The sequence below is a fragment of the Paucibacter aquatile genome (genome assembly GCF_002885975.1).
Lineage (GTDB): Bacteria > Pseudomonadota > Gammaproteobacteria > Burkholderiales > Burkholderiaceae_C > Paucibacter_A > Paucibacter_A aquatilis.
Genome location: NZ_POSP01000003.1, coordinates 3,310,963 through 3,326,068, shown reverse-complemented (window position 1 = coordinate 3,326,068; position 15,106 = coordinate 3,310,963). Strand labels below are relative to the sequence as shown.

The window sequence follows — 15,106 nt, the reverse complement described above, 5'->3', positions numbered from 1 at the left end:
AAGCATACGACCGCGCCGGCCCGCTACACGTCTGCACTTGGCAAAGGTGGGCGCCCTGTGTAGGGTGGCGGCCATGTCGATGTGCCGCGCACCCCTGCCCCTCCAATTTCTTCTGCCTTTTCGGCTGCCCTGGGCCCAGGCCCTGAGCGCCTGTTGCCTCGCCACCCTGGTCGGCTGCGCCAGCACGCCCAGTCCTGCGCCACCGGGCAGCGGCAACAAGGCCCGGCCCGTGCCCAGCAACCCCGAGCGCGACGGCCCCGAGGCCGTCATCCCGCCCGGGCTGGATCAGGTGCCCGACGCCACGCCCAAGCTGGAGCCCATCCGCAAGGGCGGCCCCAACAAGCCTTACGAGGTCTTCGGCCAGCGCTACGAACCCATGACCGAGGACCTGCCCCTGGTCGAGCGCGGCCTGGCCTCCTGGTACGGCAAGAAGTTCCATGGCAAGCCCACCTCCAGCGGCGAGATCTACAACATGTACGCCATGACCGGCGCCCATGCCACCATCCCCATCCCCGGCTACGCCCGCGTGCGCAACCCGGCCAACGGCCGCGAGGTGCTGGTGCGCATCAACGACCGCGGCCCTTTCCACCGCGGCCGCATCATCGATCTCAGCTACACGGCGGCGCTCAAGCTCGGCATCCTCAAGGGCGTGACGCCGGTCGAGGTGGAGCGCATCACGTTCGAGGACATACGCACTGGCGCCTGGCAGCGCAAGGACAACAAGCCCGCGCCGGGCAGCCCGCCCCTGCCCGACAGCAACCCGCCGGTCTATGCCGCGGCCGGTGCCGCCGGTGCGGCCGAGCTGGAAAACACCCAGCAGCTCGCCCTGGCCGAGGCCGCGCGCCCGGCGGCCGAGCCACCCCTGCCGGCCGCGCCACGCGCCGCCAGCCGCGGCTTCTGGGTGCAGCTGGGCGCTTATTCGCGCATGGACGGCGCCGAGGCCATGCGCCGCCAATTGCTGGCCGAACTGGACTGGCTGGCGCCCTTGCTGGCCGTGTTCAAGGACAGCGGCCTGCACCGCCTGCAGGCCGGGCCCTACGCCTCACGCGAGGATGCCCGCCAAGCGGCGGAGAAGGTGCGCGGCGCCCTGGCCATGAATGCAGTGGTGGTGGAGCGCCGCTGACGCGGGAACAACAGGGCAAATTGCCGCCTGTTCGGGCCGGCGGGCCATTGTGTCGCCCCAGGGGCTCGGCGATCATGAGGGCCGGCCCCGCCTCGCGCGGGTCGCGCCCCTACCGAGCCGTTGATGACGCAGTCCCTCGATGCCAACACCCTGCTGCAGGTGAACGCCGTGTTCCACGGCTTCACGGCCCTGGTATGGCTGATCATGGCCCAGGTCTTTCGCATCGCGCCGCGCGCCGCCCTGCTGCTGGCCACGGCCTATCTGTGCATCATCCCGGCCCTGCTCTGCCTCGACTGCCAGGCCTGGTGGCCGGCCGCGCTGCAGGGCTGGGTTCAGAAACTGCTGAGCCTGGTGGGCTTCGCGCTCATGACCCTCGGCATTCGCCGCATGATGCGGCTGCGCATGCGCTGGCTGGACATCGCCGGTGTCGCCGGGCTGGCCGCTGCGGCCATGCTGGCCCTCAGCTTCAGCGGGCACGCAGCGGCTGCCCTGGCCCTGAACTCGGCCGGCATGGGCGCACTGACCTTGTTGGCCGCCCGCGATGTGCTGACCGGCGGGCGCGCCACCTTGCTGCCCTGGGTGCGCGCCTTCATCGTCGTGCCGTATGCGCTGATGGCGCTGATGCTGCTGGGCCGCAGCCTGAGCCTGCTGTGGCTGAACGAGCACCGGCCCTTTTTCGTGCAAGGCCAGCATGCCAGCGCCGCCCTGGCCTGGGCCTATCTGCTGCTGACCCTGGCCATCGGCATCGGCCTGGTCGGCATCGTCGTGACGCGCCTGATCGACCGCATCGAGTACATGACCCTGCGCGACCCGCTGACCGATGCGCTCAACCGCCGCGCCCTGAGCGCCGAGCTGGCGCAGCTGCAGGCGCAGGTGGAGCGCGGCCAGACCCACAGCCTGGTGATGCTGGATGTCGATCATTTCAAGCAGATCAACGACAGCCTCGGCCACGCCGGCGGTGACGCCGCCCTGCTGCACCTGGTGGCCGTCCTGCGCACCAGCATGCGCGATCTCGACCGCCTGGGCCGCTTAGGCGGCGAAGAGTTTTGCGTGCTGCTGCCGCACACGCCCTTGCCAGACGCGGCGCGCGTGGCCCAGCGCATGTGCGAGGCGCTGCGCCGCAGCCCCCTGATCTGGCGCGATCAACGCCTGCCGCTGACGGCCAGCTTCGGCGTGGCGCCCTGCCAGCCGGGCGACCCACAGGGCGACAGCAGCCTGGCCATGGCCGACTGGCTGGTCTACCGGGCCAAAGCCCTGGGCCGCGACCGCATCTGCGTGGCCGAGCCGGGCCGCAGCCTGGGCCGGGAGCTGCCAAGCTCATGATCATCGCCAGCACCCCCACCCATGCCGTGACCTTGCTGACCGCCATCGTGCTGGTGTTCGCCGTGGCCAGCCTGTTCTGGTGGGTGATGGCCCAGGGCGCGCGCCTGGCGCCGCGGGCCTCGATGGGCCTGGCCCTGGTCAATGCCCTGCTGGCCGCCTCCCTGGCCCTGCATTCCCTGCGCGGCGAAGCGCCGCATTGGATGAGCTACTGGGCCTCGGACGTGCTGTCGATCGCCGCCTTGGGCGTGCTGCGCGCCGTCATGCCCACCCTGGTGCGCGGCCGCCTGGCCTGGCGCAGCGCCCTGGCCCTGCTGCTGCCGGCGGCGGCGCTGCTGGGCGCCCTGCCCTACAGCGGCGATATGCGGACGGAAACGCGCGTGGTTTTTGCCAGCCTCAGCACGCTCTCGCTGATGAGCGCCCTGGACACCTGGCGGGCGCTGCGCCAGCGGGTGTCGCTGGCCATGTCGCTGCTGCTCTCGGGGCCGCTGTTCGTGATCAGCGTGCTGCTGCTGGGGCGCCTGATCGAATCCCTGGTCCTGCCCGGCAACAACACCGACATCCTGGGCTCGGGTGACTTCAACATCGCCTGGCTCTGGTCCATGCTGGCCATGAATCTGGTGCTCAACACCACCATGGCTTTTCTGATCCTGGCCAAGCTGATCCGGCGCATCCAGCGCCTGACCCGCCACGACCCGCTGACCGATGTGCTGAACCGGCGCGCCCTCAGCGAGGCCATCGACACCGAGCATGCCCGCCTTCAACGCGGCAAGCCCTATGCCCTGGTGATGATCGACATGGACCGCTTCAAGCAGCTCAATGACAGCCTCGGCCACGCCGCCGGCGACGCGGCCCTGCAGCGCCTGGTCGAGGTGCTCAAGCCCTGCGTGCGCGAGGTCGATGCCCTGGGCCGCCTCGGCGGCGAAGAGTTTTGCGTGCTGCTGCCCCTGACCGACATTGCAGGCGCCGCCCTGGTGGCCGAACGCATGCGCCTGAATCTGGAAGAAAGCGAGTTCCTCTGGCAGGGCCAGAGCTGGCCGCTGACCGCCAGCTTCGGCATCGCCGAGGCGGAGCCCGGCGACATCAGCGCCGACGCCGTGCTGAGCCGCGCCGACCGCGCCATGTACCGCGCCAAGGCGCAGGGGCGCAATGTGGTGCAGGCGCTGGATGCCTGAAGACCATGAGCCGAATGGCTTACAGAAACGTGTGAGGGCTTCCACGGGGCTGTCGTGATGGCTGAACAGAATGCGCCGGGCTTTCAACCACCTGGTCGCCACGCTGCCACCCCCCATCATGTCCGAACAAGAATTCGCCCCCTCCCGTCGCCATCTGCTGAAGAGCGCCTCGGCGGCCGCCGCGCTGCCCTTCATCGCCACCCTCGGCGCCCTGCACAGCCGCGAGGCCCAGGCTGCCGGCAACACCCAGCTGATCGACAGCCCCTACGGCCCGATCGCACCGGTCAATGACCTGAGCACCGGCCTGCCCCTGCTGCAACTGCCGGCCGGCTTCAGCTACAAGAGCTATGGCTGGACCGGTGATGCCATGAGCAATGGCAAGCCCACGCCGCGCGCCCACGATGGCATGGCCGTGGTGCAAAGCCGCCGTGTGGGCCGCAGCACCGAGCTGGTGCTGATCCGCAACCACGAAGTCTCGACCGGCCCGGACGCCAGCTACTTCGGCGCGCCCGCGGTGTACGACACCGGCATGTCCGGAAGCAACTACTTCAACGGCGGCACCACCAATCTGGTCTTCCGTGATGGCAACTGGGTGCGCACCGACGCCAATCTGGGCGGCACCCGCAGCAACTGCGCGGGCGGCCCAACGCCCTGGGGCAGCTGGCTGAGCTGCGAGGAGGTCAGCTCCGACAGCATGAGCAGCCAAGGCAAGAAGCACGGCTATGTGTTCGAGTGCGCCGCCGACCCCAGCCAGACCACCGGCCAGCCCATCGTCGGCATGGGTCGCTTTGGCCACGAGGCGGTCGCCATCGACCCCGTCTCGGGAATCGCCTACCTGACCGAAGACCTGTCGGGCAAATCCGGCTTCTACCGCTACATCCCCCTGGTCACGCCCGGCAGCCTGGGCAGCCTGGCGCAAGGCGGCCGCCTGCAGATGGCCAAGGTCAAGGGCCAGAACAACGTCAACATCGCTCCGGCTCAGCTGGAGCAAAGCTATGAGCTGGAGTGGGTGGACATCGCCGATCCCGACCAGAACCGCGGCACCGCCAGGGGCTTGAACGGCGTCAACATCAACGACTGCGCCGGCCCCTTCGTGCAGGGCTGGGCGCAGGGCGCGCTGCGCATGAATCGCGGCGAAGGCATCTGGCACCACGCCGGCAAGATGTATGTGATGGACACCTCGGGCGGCAACGTCGGCCGTGGTGCCATCTGGGAACTCGATCTCGCCACGCAAACCCTGGTCTGCATCTACGCCAGCGCCTCTGAGCTGGTCGGCGATGCCGGCGACAACCTGACCGTCAGCCCGCGTGGCGGTATCGTCATCTGCGAGGACGGCGGCGGCGCCACCGACAGCTTTGGCTTCGGCAGCCGCCTGATGAGCCTGACCCCGGAGGGCGACACCTTCATCCTGGTCAAGAACAACGTCAATGTCAGCGCCGCCCAACTGACTGCCGCGGGCAAGCTCAGCAGCCTGGCCGGTGACCGCCGCAGCTCCGAGTTCTGCGGCGCCTGCTTCGACCCGACCGGCCGCTACCTCTTCGTCAACATCCAGACCCCCGGCATCACCCTGGCCATCACCGGCCCCTGGGGCAAGGGCCCGCTCTGAAGCCGCCCCGCCCATTCACCGAACCCAGGACCCTTCCATGAACAAGATTTCCTCCATCGCCGCAGCCGCCCTGTTCGCCCTGGCCGCTCAGGCCCAGGCCGCCGTCTACACCGGCAGCAGCGCCAACACCGGCGCCGCCAGCGTGGACAGCAGCTTCGCCAGCGCCAGCCAGCTGTTCTTCGACCTGAGCTTCGCCCGGCAAGGCCAGGTCACGCTGAACTTCCTGGTCGAGGCCCAAGACCTCGGCCAGACCCTGAGCTTCAACGCCCTGGTCAGCAACCTGTCCGGTCTGGGCTTTGAGGCCGCCAGCGTGCGACTGAACGGCGCGCGCTTTGCCACGCCGGCCGGCACGGTAAGCACCGATGGCTTCCAGCCGGTGCTGGCCTCGGGCCACAGCGCTGACAGCCTCTGGGCGCAGTTTGGCGGCCCGGGCGTGACCACGCAGTTCTACATCGGCAACCCCTTGCTCGAAGCCGGCGCCCAAGACTGGTCGCTGGACCTGAGCGGCCGGCAGGTCGGCGAGACCTTCAGCATCACCGTGGCAGTGCCGGAGCCGCAAACCTATGCCCTGCTGCTGTCCGGCCTGGCCGTGCTCGGCTGGGCCGCACGCCGCCGCAGCGTTTGATCCCGAGTTCCAGAACCCACCGAACGCACCGTCATGAAAACCACCCTCGCACTCACCACCGCCCTCTTGCTGGCCCCATGGGGCCAGACCCTGGCGGCCGACGCGCCCGTCACGCTGAAGTTCCAGCAAGGCGTGAACGGCTACACCGGCACGCAAGACGCCCACATCCGCAGCAATGAAACCAGCGGTGGCGACAGCCGCGGCGTCAACTACGGCAGCCTCGATCACCTCAGCATCGACGGCGACGACGGCAGCCCGGGCGCCAAGCCCAACCAAGGTCTCATCCGTTTCGAGCAGCTGTTCGGCACGGCTGCCGGCCAGATCCGCGGCGGCGACACCATCGTCTCGGCCACCCTTCAGCTGCAGGTCTTCGACGCCGGCAGCGGCTTCACCGTGCACCAGCTGCTGCGCGATTGGAACCAATCCACCGTGAGCTGGAACCTGGTCGGCGCCGGCATTCAGACCAACGGTGTTGAAGCCGGCACCAGCAGCCTGGCCACCGTGGGCGCCAACAACAGCAATGCCAATATCGGCACCGGCCTGTTGAGCATCGACGTCACCGCTTCGCTGCAAGCCATGCAGGCCGGCACGGTGGCGAACCATGGCTGGTTGCTGCAGCCATATGCCGCCGGCAGCAACGGCATCGACTTCCACAGCAGCGAAGCCAGCAACGCCAGCCTGCGCCCCCTGCTCAGCGTGCAGCTGGTGTCCAGCGTGCCCGAACCGCAGAGCTGGGCCCTGCTGGGCGCCGGCCTGATGGCGATCCTGGGCCTGCAAGGTCGTCGCAGCCGCCGACACTGAGACCGACCGGGCTCAGGCGCGGCCCGTGCCGCGCGCCGTCCCTCAGGCCAAGGCCACGCGGTTGCGGCCCAGGTGTTTGGCGCGGTACATCGCGCTCTCGGCGCGCGCGACCAACAGATCGGTGGCGTAGGGCGGCGCATTGGCCAGGCCGATGCTCAGGGTGACATCCAGGCCCTCGGCCAGCTGCGACCAGGGGTAGAGCTCGACGGCGCTGCGCAGGCGTTCGCAGACCTCGACCGCCCGATCGGCCACCGTGTCGGGCAGGGCGACCAGGATCTGGTCATCGGCCAGGCGCAGCAGCAGGTCGCGCGCCCGGGTGTTGTCGCGCAGCATCTGGGCCAGCACCTGCAGCACCTGGTTGCCCACGTCCAGGCCATGCTGGCGGGTCAGGGCGGTGAAGCGATCGACATCGATCAAGGCCAGGGTCAGGGGCGCGGCCGTCAGCTCGGCGGCGCGCACCAGGGCCGGCATGCGCGCCGCCATGCATTCGCGGTTGCCCAGGCCGGTCAGCGGGTCGCGCCAGGACGCGTCCGGCGGCTCGGCCACTTCGCTGCCGAGCGCGGCCTCGCGTCCGCTGGCCGGAGGGGGGCGCCGCTCTTCCAGCGAGCGCTCCGCCTCGACCCGGGTGACAAAGAAACGCGCCTGGGCCGCCAGCTGGGCCACAGCGCGGCTGCGCGCCACGGCCAGGTGTTGCTCCAGGTGGTGCAAGGCCTGGGCGGCGTCGCCCAAGGCTTGCATGGCACGGTAGGCAGCATGGTGCAAACGCATCAGCAGCTCGCTCTGCGCCCGCCCGGCGGATTCGGCCAGCACGGCCGCCAGGGCCTGGGCGGCGCCTGCCGCATCGCCACGCGCCAGCTGCAGCTCGGCCAGAGAGCAACGCGCCCGCCATCCCAGGCCCAGATAGCCATGGGCATCGATGTCGGCCAAGGCCTCGTGCAGCACGGCCTCGGCTTCGTCCAGTCGGCCGAGATGGAGCAGGATCTCGCCGCGGTTGCTGTCGCTGATGGCCAGCACAAAACACTCCCCCACCGCCAGGCCATGGGGCCGCGCCGCCAAGGTGTGCTGCAAGGCGCGCGAGAGTGCATCCTGGCCTTCGCGGCGCTGCTCAGGCGACTGGCTGTGGCGCAGCAGCTTGTAGTGGCTCAGGCCCACGGTGGCCAGATTGTTATGGGCGATCAGGCGCTCGGTCGGACCGGCCTGCTCGGCCACCAGAGCGGCCGCCTCGTTCATCAGGCGCTCGGCCTGCCAGGGGTCGCCCATGCGCTCCAGCACGGCACCCACGGCATTGAGCGCCAGCGCCACCAGCTTGGGCTCGGCCAGCTCGCGGGCGCGCGCCAGGGTTTCGTTGACATGGGCCAGGGCCGATTCGAAGTCGCCCATCTCGGCGGCGGCAAACGCCATCCAGCGCAGCAGCTCGCACAGGGAGGCACTGCTGCCCTGCTCGCGAAAGGCGGGCATCAGCTGCTGGGCCGCCGCCAGCATGCCGGCCATCTCGCCCCGGCGGTACATGTAGAAGCAGCGCCAGCGCCCGGCTTCCAGGTATTCGCTGAACTGGCCCTGGCTGCTGGCCACCTCCCAGGCTCGCGTGGCGGCGGCAAAACCAAGGCCCAAGTCGGCCTGAGCCTGTGCGCGCGCCACCGCCAGCCAATCCGCCAGGGTCTCGCCACCAACCGCCGCCGCGGCCGCATCCTCGTCGCTGTGCAGTACTGCTTGCATGGGCGTCTCAAATCAATGGAGGCGCAAGCGTAGCCGATCTGGGCGCGCCTGCGCCCCCTCAGGCGAGCGGTGGGGTGGCTTGGCCTTGCAGCACGCGGGCGATGAAATCGCTCTTGGCCGCACGGTAGGCCGCCTCGCCCGAGCTGGCATGGGCCTGCTTGATGGCGTTGTATTGCTGCACCAGCTCGGGATCTGCCAGCAAGGCGTCGCGGAACTGCAGGAAGTCCTCGAACTCCGAGCCCGCGGCCACCACCTGCACCGCATGCTCGGGCAAGGCGGCGGGTGCAATCAGCATGCACAGCTCAGGCGTGCGCAAGGTGTCCTGCTGCTCGACATAGCCCTGGGCCTGCAAGCAGGCCACGGTGTCGGCATGGGCGGCGGCCGGCACGATCAGGCAGAGGTCGAGATCGCCCTTGGACACGGCGCCGGGCACGGCCGAGGAACCGATGTGCTCCAGCCGCCCCTCGGGCACCCAGGCGCGCAGCGGGGCGGCTACGGCATCGAAACGCGTCGCCAGGGCGGCCTGGTAGGCATCAGCCGGAAAGAGTTCCATGGTGTGAGAAGAGGGCAAAGGTCCTCCATCTTCGCCCAGCTCGGGCCGCGCCCGGCATGGCCAGGGGCTCCGCCGATCAACGGCTGGTCGGCATCACGAACTCGGCGCCCTTGGCCACGCTGGCCGGCCAGCGCTGCATCACGCTCTTCTGCTTGGTGTAGAAGCGCACGCCCTCTTCGCCATAGGCATGCATATCGCCGAACAGGCTCTTCTTCCAGCCGCCAAAGCCCTGCCAGGCCATGGGCACGGGGATGGGCACATTGATGCCCACCATGCCCACCTGGATGCGGCGTACGAACTCGCGGGCGATGTGGCCATCGCTGGTGTAGCAGGCCACGCCGTTGCCGAACTCATGGGTGTTGACCAGATCGACCGCCGCGGCGAAATCGGGCACGCGCACGCAGGCCAGCACCGGGCCGAAGATCTCCTCGCGGTAGATGCGCATCTCGGGCCGCACATGGTCGAACAGGGTGCCGCCGGTGAAGAAGCCGCCTTCCAGGCCCGGCACTGTGAGGCCGCGCCCGTCCACCACCAGCTGCGCGCCCTCTTCCACCCCGAGGGCGATGCAGCGCTCGATGCGGTCGCGCGCTTCGCGGCTGACGATGGGGCCCATTTCCGCATCGAGTTCCATGCCGTTCTTGATCTTGAGGCGGCGGGCCCGCTCGGCCACGGCCGGAATGATGCGATCGGCCACATCGCCGACCAGCACCGCCACCGAGATCGCCATGCAGCGCTCGCCGGCCGAGCCGTAGGCGGCGCCGATCAAGGCATCGACCGCCTGCTCGACATCGGCATCAGGCATCACCACCATATGGTTCTTGGCCCCGCCCAGGGCCTGCACGCGCTTGCCCTGGGCCGCGCCGTTTTGGTAGATGTACTGGGCGATGGGGGTGGAACCGACGAAGCTGAGCGCCTTCACATCGGGGTGGTGCAGCAAGCCGTCCACGGCCAGCTTGTCCCCCTGCAGCACATTGAAGACGCCATCCGGCAGGCCGGCGCGTTGCAAGAGCTCGGCCACGAACAGGCTGGGCGAGGGGTCGCGCTCGCTGGGCTTGAGGATGAAGGTGTTGCCGGTCACCAGGGCCAGCGGCGCCATCCACATGGGCACCATGAAGGGGAAGTTGAAGGGCGTGATGCCGGCCACCACACCGAGCGGCTGGCGCAGGGTCCAGTTGTCCATGCCGGACGAGACCTGGTCGCTGAAATCGCCCTTGAGCAGCTGCGGTGCCCCGCAGGCGAACTCGACGATGTCGATGCCGCGCGCCACCTCGCCCTGGGCGTCGGTGAAGACCTTGCCATGCTCGGCCGTGATCATGGCGGCCAGCTCGTCCTTGTGCGCATGCAGCAGCTCCAGGAACTTGAACATCACCCGGGCGCGGCGCAGCGGCTGCGCATCGGCCCAGGCCGGGAAGGCGGCTTGTGCGGCGGCCACGGCGGCCTCGACATCGGCCGCGCAGGCCAGCTGCACCTGACGCGCCACCTGGCCGGTGGCCGGGTTGTAGACCGGCTGGCTGCGCGCGGCGCTGGTGACGTGCACGCGGCCGTTGATGAAGTGGCCGACATCGTCGCGGCGCTCGAAGGGCGGAACAGGGTTGTGGCTCATGGCGGGGCTCTCCAGGGGATGGCTCAGTCTAGGCAGAGCGGACCCGGCTGCCAATCCAGATTCGGCAACTTGATTGTTCGGTAAAGTGAACAATCATGAGCACCACACCGCCACCCACCGAGGCCCGCCCCGATCAGCTCTGGGGCCAGCTCCACGCCCTCAGCGTGATCGCCCAGCTGGGCAGCTTCACCAAGGCAGCGCAGCGCCTGGGCCTGTCCAAGGCCGCGGTCAGCCAGCGCATCGCCGATCTGGAGCGCCAGCTGGGCCAGAGCCTGGTGGCACGCACCACACGCTCGGTGCGCCTGAGCGAGGCCGGCCAGCGCCTGGTGGCCGAAACCGCCGCGCCGCTGGCCCAGATCACGGCCGCCCTGGGCGCCAGCCGCGACGCCGTCGGCCAGCCGCGCGGCCGCCTGCGCCTGAGCGCACCGGTGGCCCTGGGGCGGCAGCATCTGGCGCCGCTCTTGAACCGTTTTTGCCAGGCCTACCCCGAAATCCAGATCGAGCTCGATCTGTCCGACCGCCTGGTCTCTCTGGCCCAGGAAGGCTTCGACCTGGCCGTGCGCCACTGCAGCGCGCCGCCCGACAGCCACGTCGCCGTCAAGCTCTGCGACAGCCGCGCCCTGCTGCTCGCCAGCCCGGCCTATCTGCGCCAACACCCGGCGCCGCAAAGCCCCGAGGATCTGGCGGAACACGCCTGCCTGGCTTACTTGCGCCCCGGGCCGGCGCAGTGGCTGTTCGAGCGGCAGGACGACGGCGCCGAGGTGGAACGCGTGAAGGTGCAGGTGCAAGGCCCGCTGCGCGCCGGCAACAGCGAGATCCTGCGCGAGGCGGCGCTGAGCGGCCTGGGCCTGGCCCTGCTGCCTGATTTCAGCGCTGCCGAGGCCCTGGCCCGTGGTGAGCTGGTCGAGCTGCTGCCGGATTGGCGGCCGGTCGGCTTCTTCGGTGACGCCATCTACGCCCTGCGACCCTGGAGCAGCGCCACGTCGCGGCCGGTGCAGCTGCTGGTGGCGGCTTTGCGCGAGGCGCTGGCGGGTGGCTTTGCCGCTGCGCCCAACGGGACCGGTCAAAAAAAACGCCCACCAAGCAAGCCGGGTGAGCGTTGAAAGTCCTCGAAAGGACGTCGTTGGGACGGTTGCAAGAGGCCGTGAGCCACTCGCTTGACGCGTACTCTAGAGGGCCGACGCCCGACGCGGTATCCCCAATGGGTAGGAGTCGCTCAGGCTTGACTTGCACGGCACGCCACGGCTACCGGTTCGGCCGGACAATAGCGGCATGAGTTCAAACAAGCCGTCCCGCCCGCGTTCGTCCGCCGCCCCTGCGCGCCCGGGCTCCAGCCACCGTTCCGGTCCGGGCCCCCGGCCGGGCCCCGGCGCATCAAGCCCAGGCGCCGCCAGCCGCCCCGGCCCGCGTGGCAGCCACGCAGCCCCGGCCGCCAAGCCGCCCCTGGCCAAGCCGCAAATCCAGCCGCTCAGCGAGGCCGAGCTGGATCAGCTGCAAGCGCTGCTCGACCAGGTGCCGGCGCCGCTGGAACCGCTCGATGTCAGCATGCTGGACGGTTATCTGGTCGGCGTGCTGCTGCAGCCCAAGGCCGTGCCGGCCTTTCAGTGGACCCGCCATGTGCTGGACAGCGAAGAAGGCCGAAGCCCGCCCGAACGCTTCGACAGCCGGCCGCTGCTGGCCCTGGTCAAGCGCCGCTACCAGCAGCTGAACCAAGCCATCGTCGACCGCCAGTGGTTCGATCCCTGGGTGTTCGAGATGCAGGGCGAGGATGAAGACGAAGAGGCCGAGCCCTCCGAGGTGGTCTTCCCCTGGGTGGCCGGCTTCGCCCTGGCCACCGAATTGTTCCCCGAGCTGATGCGCGAGGACGCGGCCGATCTGCTGGAGCCCCTGGCCGCCCTCTTCATGCACTTGGACCCGGACGACCTCGAGGACGCCGACGACTTGCTCGAGGAGATCGAGTCGCTGGAGCCGCCCAAGGATCTGGAAGAGGCGGTCGAGGGCCTGGTCAGCGCCTGCCTGATGCTGGCCGACGTCAGCCGGCCGCAAGCGAAACCTGCCGCCCCGCAGCGCCCGCCGGCCCGGCGCGGCCCACCGCCGCGCAGCCGCTACTGAAAAAGCCGACTCAGGGCTTGGGGGCCCGCGGATCGCGGGTCTGGCGCTTCATCCAGTCGCTCATCTCGCGCAGCACATGGCCTTGCGACTCGCGTGCCGCATAGCCATGGGACTCCAGCGGCAGGGTCACATAACGAACATTGCCGCCGGTGCCAGCCAGGGCCTGGTACAAGCGCTGGGTTTGCATCGGGTAAGTGCCCGGGTTGTCGTCGTTCTCGCCGTGGATCAGCAGGATGGGTTCCTTGAGCTTGTTGGCGTAATTGAACGGTGAAAGGCGCAGGTAGACGTCTTGCGCCTCCCAGTAGGTGCGGCGCTCGCTCTGGAAACCGAAGGGCGTGAGCGTGCGGTTGTAAGCGCCGCTGCGCGCAATGCCAGACTTGAACAGATCGGTGTGGGCCAGCAGATTGGCCGTCATGAAGGCGCCGTAGCTGTGGCCGCCCACCACCATCTGTGAGCGCTCGCTGACCCCCAGCTCCACCGCCTTGTCGATGATGGCCTGGGCATTGGCGGTGATCTGCTCGACAAAGCTGTCGTTGACCGTCTTCGGATCGCCGACCACGGGCATGGTGGCGTCCATCATCACCACATAGCCGTCGAGCAGCAACATCAGCGGGCTGGTGCCGCCGAAGGTGTTGAAGCGCGTGGCCGAGCCGCTGACCTGACCGGCGGTGGAGGCGTCGGTGAACTCCAGCGGGTAGGCCCAGACGAAGGTCGGGCGCGGCTCACCCTTCTTGAAATCGGGCGGCAGGTAGAGCCAGAAGCTCAGCTCCACGCCATCGGCGCGCTTGAACTTGACCAGCTCGCGCTGGATGTCGCGCAGCTGCGGCGTCGGGTCGCGGTGCTGGGTCAGGGCCTGCATCTGGCCGAAATCGGCACCGCTGCGCAGCACCAGATTGGGCGGCTCGTTGAAAGTCTCGCGGCTGCTCAGCAGGCGGCCATCGGCCAGCAAGGTGATGGGCCGCTCGTAGTGCGTGGGGCCGGACTGGAACAGGCGCTCGGTCTGGCCGGTCTTGAGGCTGAGGCGGTCGATGAAAGGCCGGTCACCGGCCGGGCTGGCGCCTTGGCCGACCAGCAGCAGGCGGTCTTCGGCATCCAGGCGCGCGACGCTGTGGCCGTTGGGCAGCACGCGGGTCAGCGGCTGGCCGGGGTCTTTGTAGCGGTCACGCTGCGAGCGATCCTGCAGGCGCTGCGGCGGCGCGCTGCCGTCCAGCGCCAGCAGGTCGACGCTGAGCCAGCGGCGGTCCCGGTCGTACTCGGCCACCAAGGCACGAGGCTTGGCCTCGACAAAGCTCAGGTTGACCAGGCGGCCGGCGGTGCGATGCACTTCGCGCGCCTCGCCCTGGTAGGGCGCATCCAGGCGCATCAGGCGGTCGCGGTGGCTGACCTTGGTGTTCGGGTCGCCGCCGTCCAGGGCTTCCACCCAGTAGACGGCGCCATCGGCCAGGGGCGAGGCCCAGTAGTCACGCGGGCCGGTGATCACGCCCTCGACCGGCACGCCCTGGCGGATCTTGACGGCGCCGAGGCTGCGCAACAGCTTTCCCTGGGCGTCGCGCAGCTCGACTTCGCGGCCGAAGTCATTGGCGCCGACCTGGTAGCTGAAGGGCGGCACCAGGCGCTCGACCAACAGCGTGCCCTGCGTGCCCACGGTCTGCACCTGGGCGATCAGGCCCGGCGCACCGATCTCGCGCGAGGCGCCGCTGCGCAGGTCCACCCGGCGCAGCACGGCGCTGGCCTGGTGCTGGAACAGGGCCTCGTCCTGGCGGTTCTTGAGCAAGTCCTGGCGCGTGAACTCGGGCGAGGTCTGGCCCATGGACTCCTGGATGGACGGGCCGCTGGGCACGCTGAACTGCGGTGCCGGGCCGCGCTGGTCGGGCACGGCCACGGCCACCAGCTCGTCGGCATTGAGCCAGGCCACATTGCGCTCGAACATGGGGTTCAGGCGCAGGCCGCGCAGCGGCTTGAGCGCGCCGCTGGCGACATCACCAACCCAGAGCTCGATGGCCTTGTCGGTGCGGCGGTTGAGCAGGAAGCGGCGGCCGTCCGGCGACCAGCGCAGCTGGTGGAAAGCACCACCAGCCGGCAAGCGCACCTCGCGCGCCGGCGCTTCGGGCCGGGCCAGGTCGCGCAGCTGCAGCGATTCGATCGCGGTGATCATCTGCGGGCCGCCGGCCGCAGCGTCGTAGCGGCCACCGGCCAGGCGGTGGATGGGGCGGGCCAGATCGGCAATCGTGCGGTGGCGCTGCAGCTGGGCCACGGCCAGGGTTTTCTGATCGGGCGAGAGCTGGTGGGCCGGCAGGCCCGGCGCATCGAGAACGGCGCGCATGGCCGCAGAGGGCTGCTGATAGCCCTCAGCACTCGCCGGACCGGCGGCCGCGGCTTGCGGTGCCTGTGCGAACGAGGCGGTGTTCAAGCTGCCCAGGGCCAGGGCGATGGCCAGGGGCAAAAGACGAGGAACGGGGCTGAAGCGCATGG

The 15,106-nt window shown here is 69.6% G+C and carries 12 protein-coding genes; 8 read left to right on the top strand and 4 right to left on the bottom strand.

The window, feature by feature from the left end; all coding sequences use genetic code 11:
- Positions 1–73: 73 nt before the first annotated feature.
- The 6 genes from C1O66_RS17450 (at position 74) to C1O66_RS24475 (ending at position 6,650) form a co-directional block, all read left to right on the top strand.
- Positions 74–1,123 carry a septal ring lytic transglycosylase RlpA family protein gene (locus C1O66_RS17450; protein WP_341476785.1) on the top strand — a complete coding sequence of 350 codons (1,050 nt, stop codon included), beginning with the start codon at positions 74–76 and terminating at the stop codon, positions 1,121–1,123.
- A 123-nt stretch (positions 1,124–1,246) separates the two neighbouring features.
- Positions 1,247–2,446, top strand: coding sequence for a GGDEF domain-containing protein (locus C1O66_RS17445; RefSeq protein ID WP_102769051.1), 1,200 nt, complete (start codon positions 1,247–1,249; stop codon positions 2,444–2,446).
- The gene (locus C1O66_RS17440) at positions 2,443–3,618 is read left to right on the top strand and encodes a GGDEF domain-containing protein (RefSeq protein WP_102769050.1); all 1,176 of its coding nucleotides are present in this window, start codon (positions 2,443–2,445) and stop codon (positions 3,616–3,618) included. Before C1O66_RS17445 ends, C1O66_RS17440 begins: the two co-directional genes overlap by 4 nt.
- Positions 3,619–3,736: 118 nt before the next feature.
- Complete coding sequence (locus C1O66_RS17435; RefSeq protein WP_102769718.1) at positions 3,737–5,224, top strand: PhoX family protein; 1,488 nt, start codon at positions 3,737–3,739, stop codon at positions 5,222–5,224.
- Between the two features lie 37 nt (positions 5,225–5,261).
- Positions 5,262–5,849 carry a PEP-CTERM sorting domain-containing protein gene (locus tag C1O66_RS17430; protein ID WP_102769049.1) on the top strand — a complete coding sequence of 196 codons (588 nt, stop codon included), beginning with the start codon at positions 5,262–5,264 and terminating at the stop codon, positions 5,847–5,849.
- A gap of 33 nt (positions 5,850–5,882) precedes the next feature.
- Positions 5,883–6,650, top strand: a complete 768-nt coding sequence (locus C1O66_RS24475; RefSeq protein WP_102769048.1) for a DNRLRE domain-containing protein — start codon at positions 5,883–5,885, stop codon at positions 6,648–6,650.
- A gap of 42 nt (positions 6,651–6,692) precedes the next feature.
- Here the strand turns inward: C1O66_RS24475 and C1O66_RS17420 are convergent, their stop codons facing one another.
- The 3 genes from C1O66_RS17420 to C1O66_RS17410 form a co-directional block, all read right to left on the bottom strand.
- Positions 6,693–8,366 (bottom strand): tetratricopeptide repeat-containing diguanylate cyclase, encoded by a 1,674-nt coding sequence (locus C1O66_RS17420; protein ID WP_102769047.1) that lies wholly within the window; start codon positions 8,364–8,366, stop codon positions 6,693–6,695.
- Positions 8,367–8,424: 58 nt separating this feature from the next.
- Complete coding sequence (locus tag C1O66_RS17415) at positions 8,425–8,919, bottom strand: GrpB family protein (protein ID WP_102769046.1); 495 nt, start codon at positions 8,917–8,919, stop codon at positions 8,425–8,427.
- Between the two features lie 76 nt (positions 8,920–8,995).
- Positions 8,996–10,522 (bottom strand): CoA-acylating methylmalonate-semialdehyde dehydrogenase, encoded by a 1,527-nt coding sequence (locus C1O66_RS17410; RefSeq protein ID WP_102769045.1) that lies wholly within the window; start codon positions 10,520–10,522, stop codon positions 8,996–8,998.
- A 95-nt stretch (positions 10,523–10,617) separates the two neighbouring features.
- On the opposite strand from C1O66_RS17410, the gene C1O66_RS17405 reads away from it, so the two are divergent.
- Both C1O66_RS17405 and C1O66_RS17400 read left to right on the top strand, forming a co-directional pair.
- The gene (locus C1O66_RS17405; RefSeq protein ID WP_102769044.1) at positions 10,618–11,625 is read left to right on the top strand and encodes a LysR family transcriptional regulator; all 1,008 of its coding nucleotides are present in this window, start codon (positions 10,618–10,620) and stop codon (positions 11,623–11,625) included.
- 169 nt (positions 11,626–11,794) lie between these two features.
- Positions 11,795–12,634: a YecA/YgfB family protein gene (locus C1O66_RS17400; protein ID WP_133155272.1), complete on the top strand. Its 840-nt coding sequence runs from the start codon at positions 11,795–11,797 to the stop codon at positions 12,632–12,634.
- Between the two features lie 10 nt (positions 12,635–12,644).
- Here the strand turns inward: C1O66_RS17400 and C1O66_RS17395 are convergent, their stop codons facing one another.
- Positions 12,645–15,104 carry a S9 family peptidase gene (locus tag C1O66_RS17395; protein WP_133155271.1) on the bottom strand — a complete coding sequence of 820 codons (2,460 nt, stop codon included), beginning with the start codon at positions 15,102–15,104 and terminating at the stop codon, positions 12,645–12,647.
- Positions 15,105–15,106 lie beyond the last annotated feature (2 nt).

Excerpts from the sequence above, each read along its gene's own strand:
- C1O66_RS17410 (WP_102769045.1), bottom strand. The coding sequence starts at position 10,522 with ATGAGCCACAACCCTGTTCCGCCCTTCGAGCGCCGCGACGATGTCGGC.
- C1O66_RS17405 (WP_102769044.1), top strand. The coding sequence starts at position 10,618 with ATGAGCACCACACCGCCACCCACCGAGGCCCGCCCCGATCAGCTCTGG.
- C1O66_RS17445 (WP_102769051.1), top strand. The coding sequence starts at position 1,247 with ATGACGCAGTCCCTCGATGCCAACACCCTGCTGCAGGTGAACGCCGTG.
- C1O66_RS17440 (WP_102769050.1), top strand. The coding sequence starts at position 2,443 with ATGATCATCGCCAGCACCCCCACCCATGCCGTGACCTTGCTGACCGCC.
- C1O66_RS17450 (WP_341476785.1), top strand. The coding sequence starts at position 74 with ATGTCGATGTGCCGCGCACCCCTGCCCCTCCAATTTCTTCTGCCTTTT.
- C1O66_RS17415 (WP_102769046.1), bottom strand. The coding sequence starts at position 8,919 with ATGGAACTCTTTCCGGCTGATGCCTACCAGGCCGCCCTGGCGACGCGT.
- C1O66_RS24475 (WP_102769048.1), top strand. The coding sequence starts at position 5,883 with ATGAAAACCACCCTCGCACTCACCACCGCCCTCTTGCTGGCCCCATGG.
- C1O66_RS17435 (WP_102769718.1), top strand. The coding sequence starts at position 3,737 with ATGTCCGAACAAGAATTCGCCCCCTCCCGTCGCCATCTGCTGAAGAGC.
- C1O66_RS17395 (WP_133155271.1), bottom strand. The coding sequence starts at position 15,104 with ATGCGCTTCAGCCCCGTTCCTCGTCTTTTGCCCCTGGCCATCGCCCTG.
- C1O66_RS17430 (WP_102769049.1), top strand. The coding sequence starts at position 5,262 with ATGAACAAGATTTCCTCCATCGCCGCAGCCGCCCTGTTCGCCCTGGCC.
- C1O66_RS17400 (WP_133155272.1), top strand. The coding sequence starts at position 11,795 with ATGAGTTCAAACAAGCCGTCCCGCCCGCGTTCGTCCGCCGCCCCTGCG.
- C1O66_RS17420 (WP_102769047.1), bottom strand. The coding sequence starts at position 8,366 with ATGCAAGCAGTACTGCACAGCGACGAGGATGCGGCCGCGGCGGCGGTT.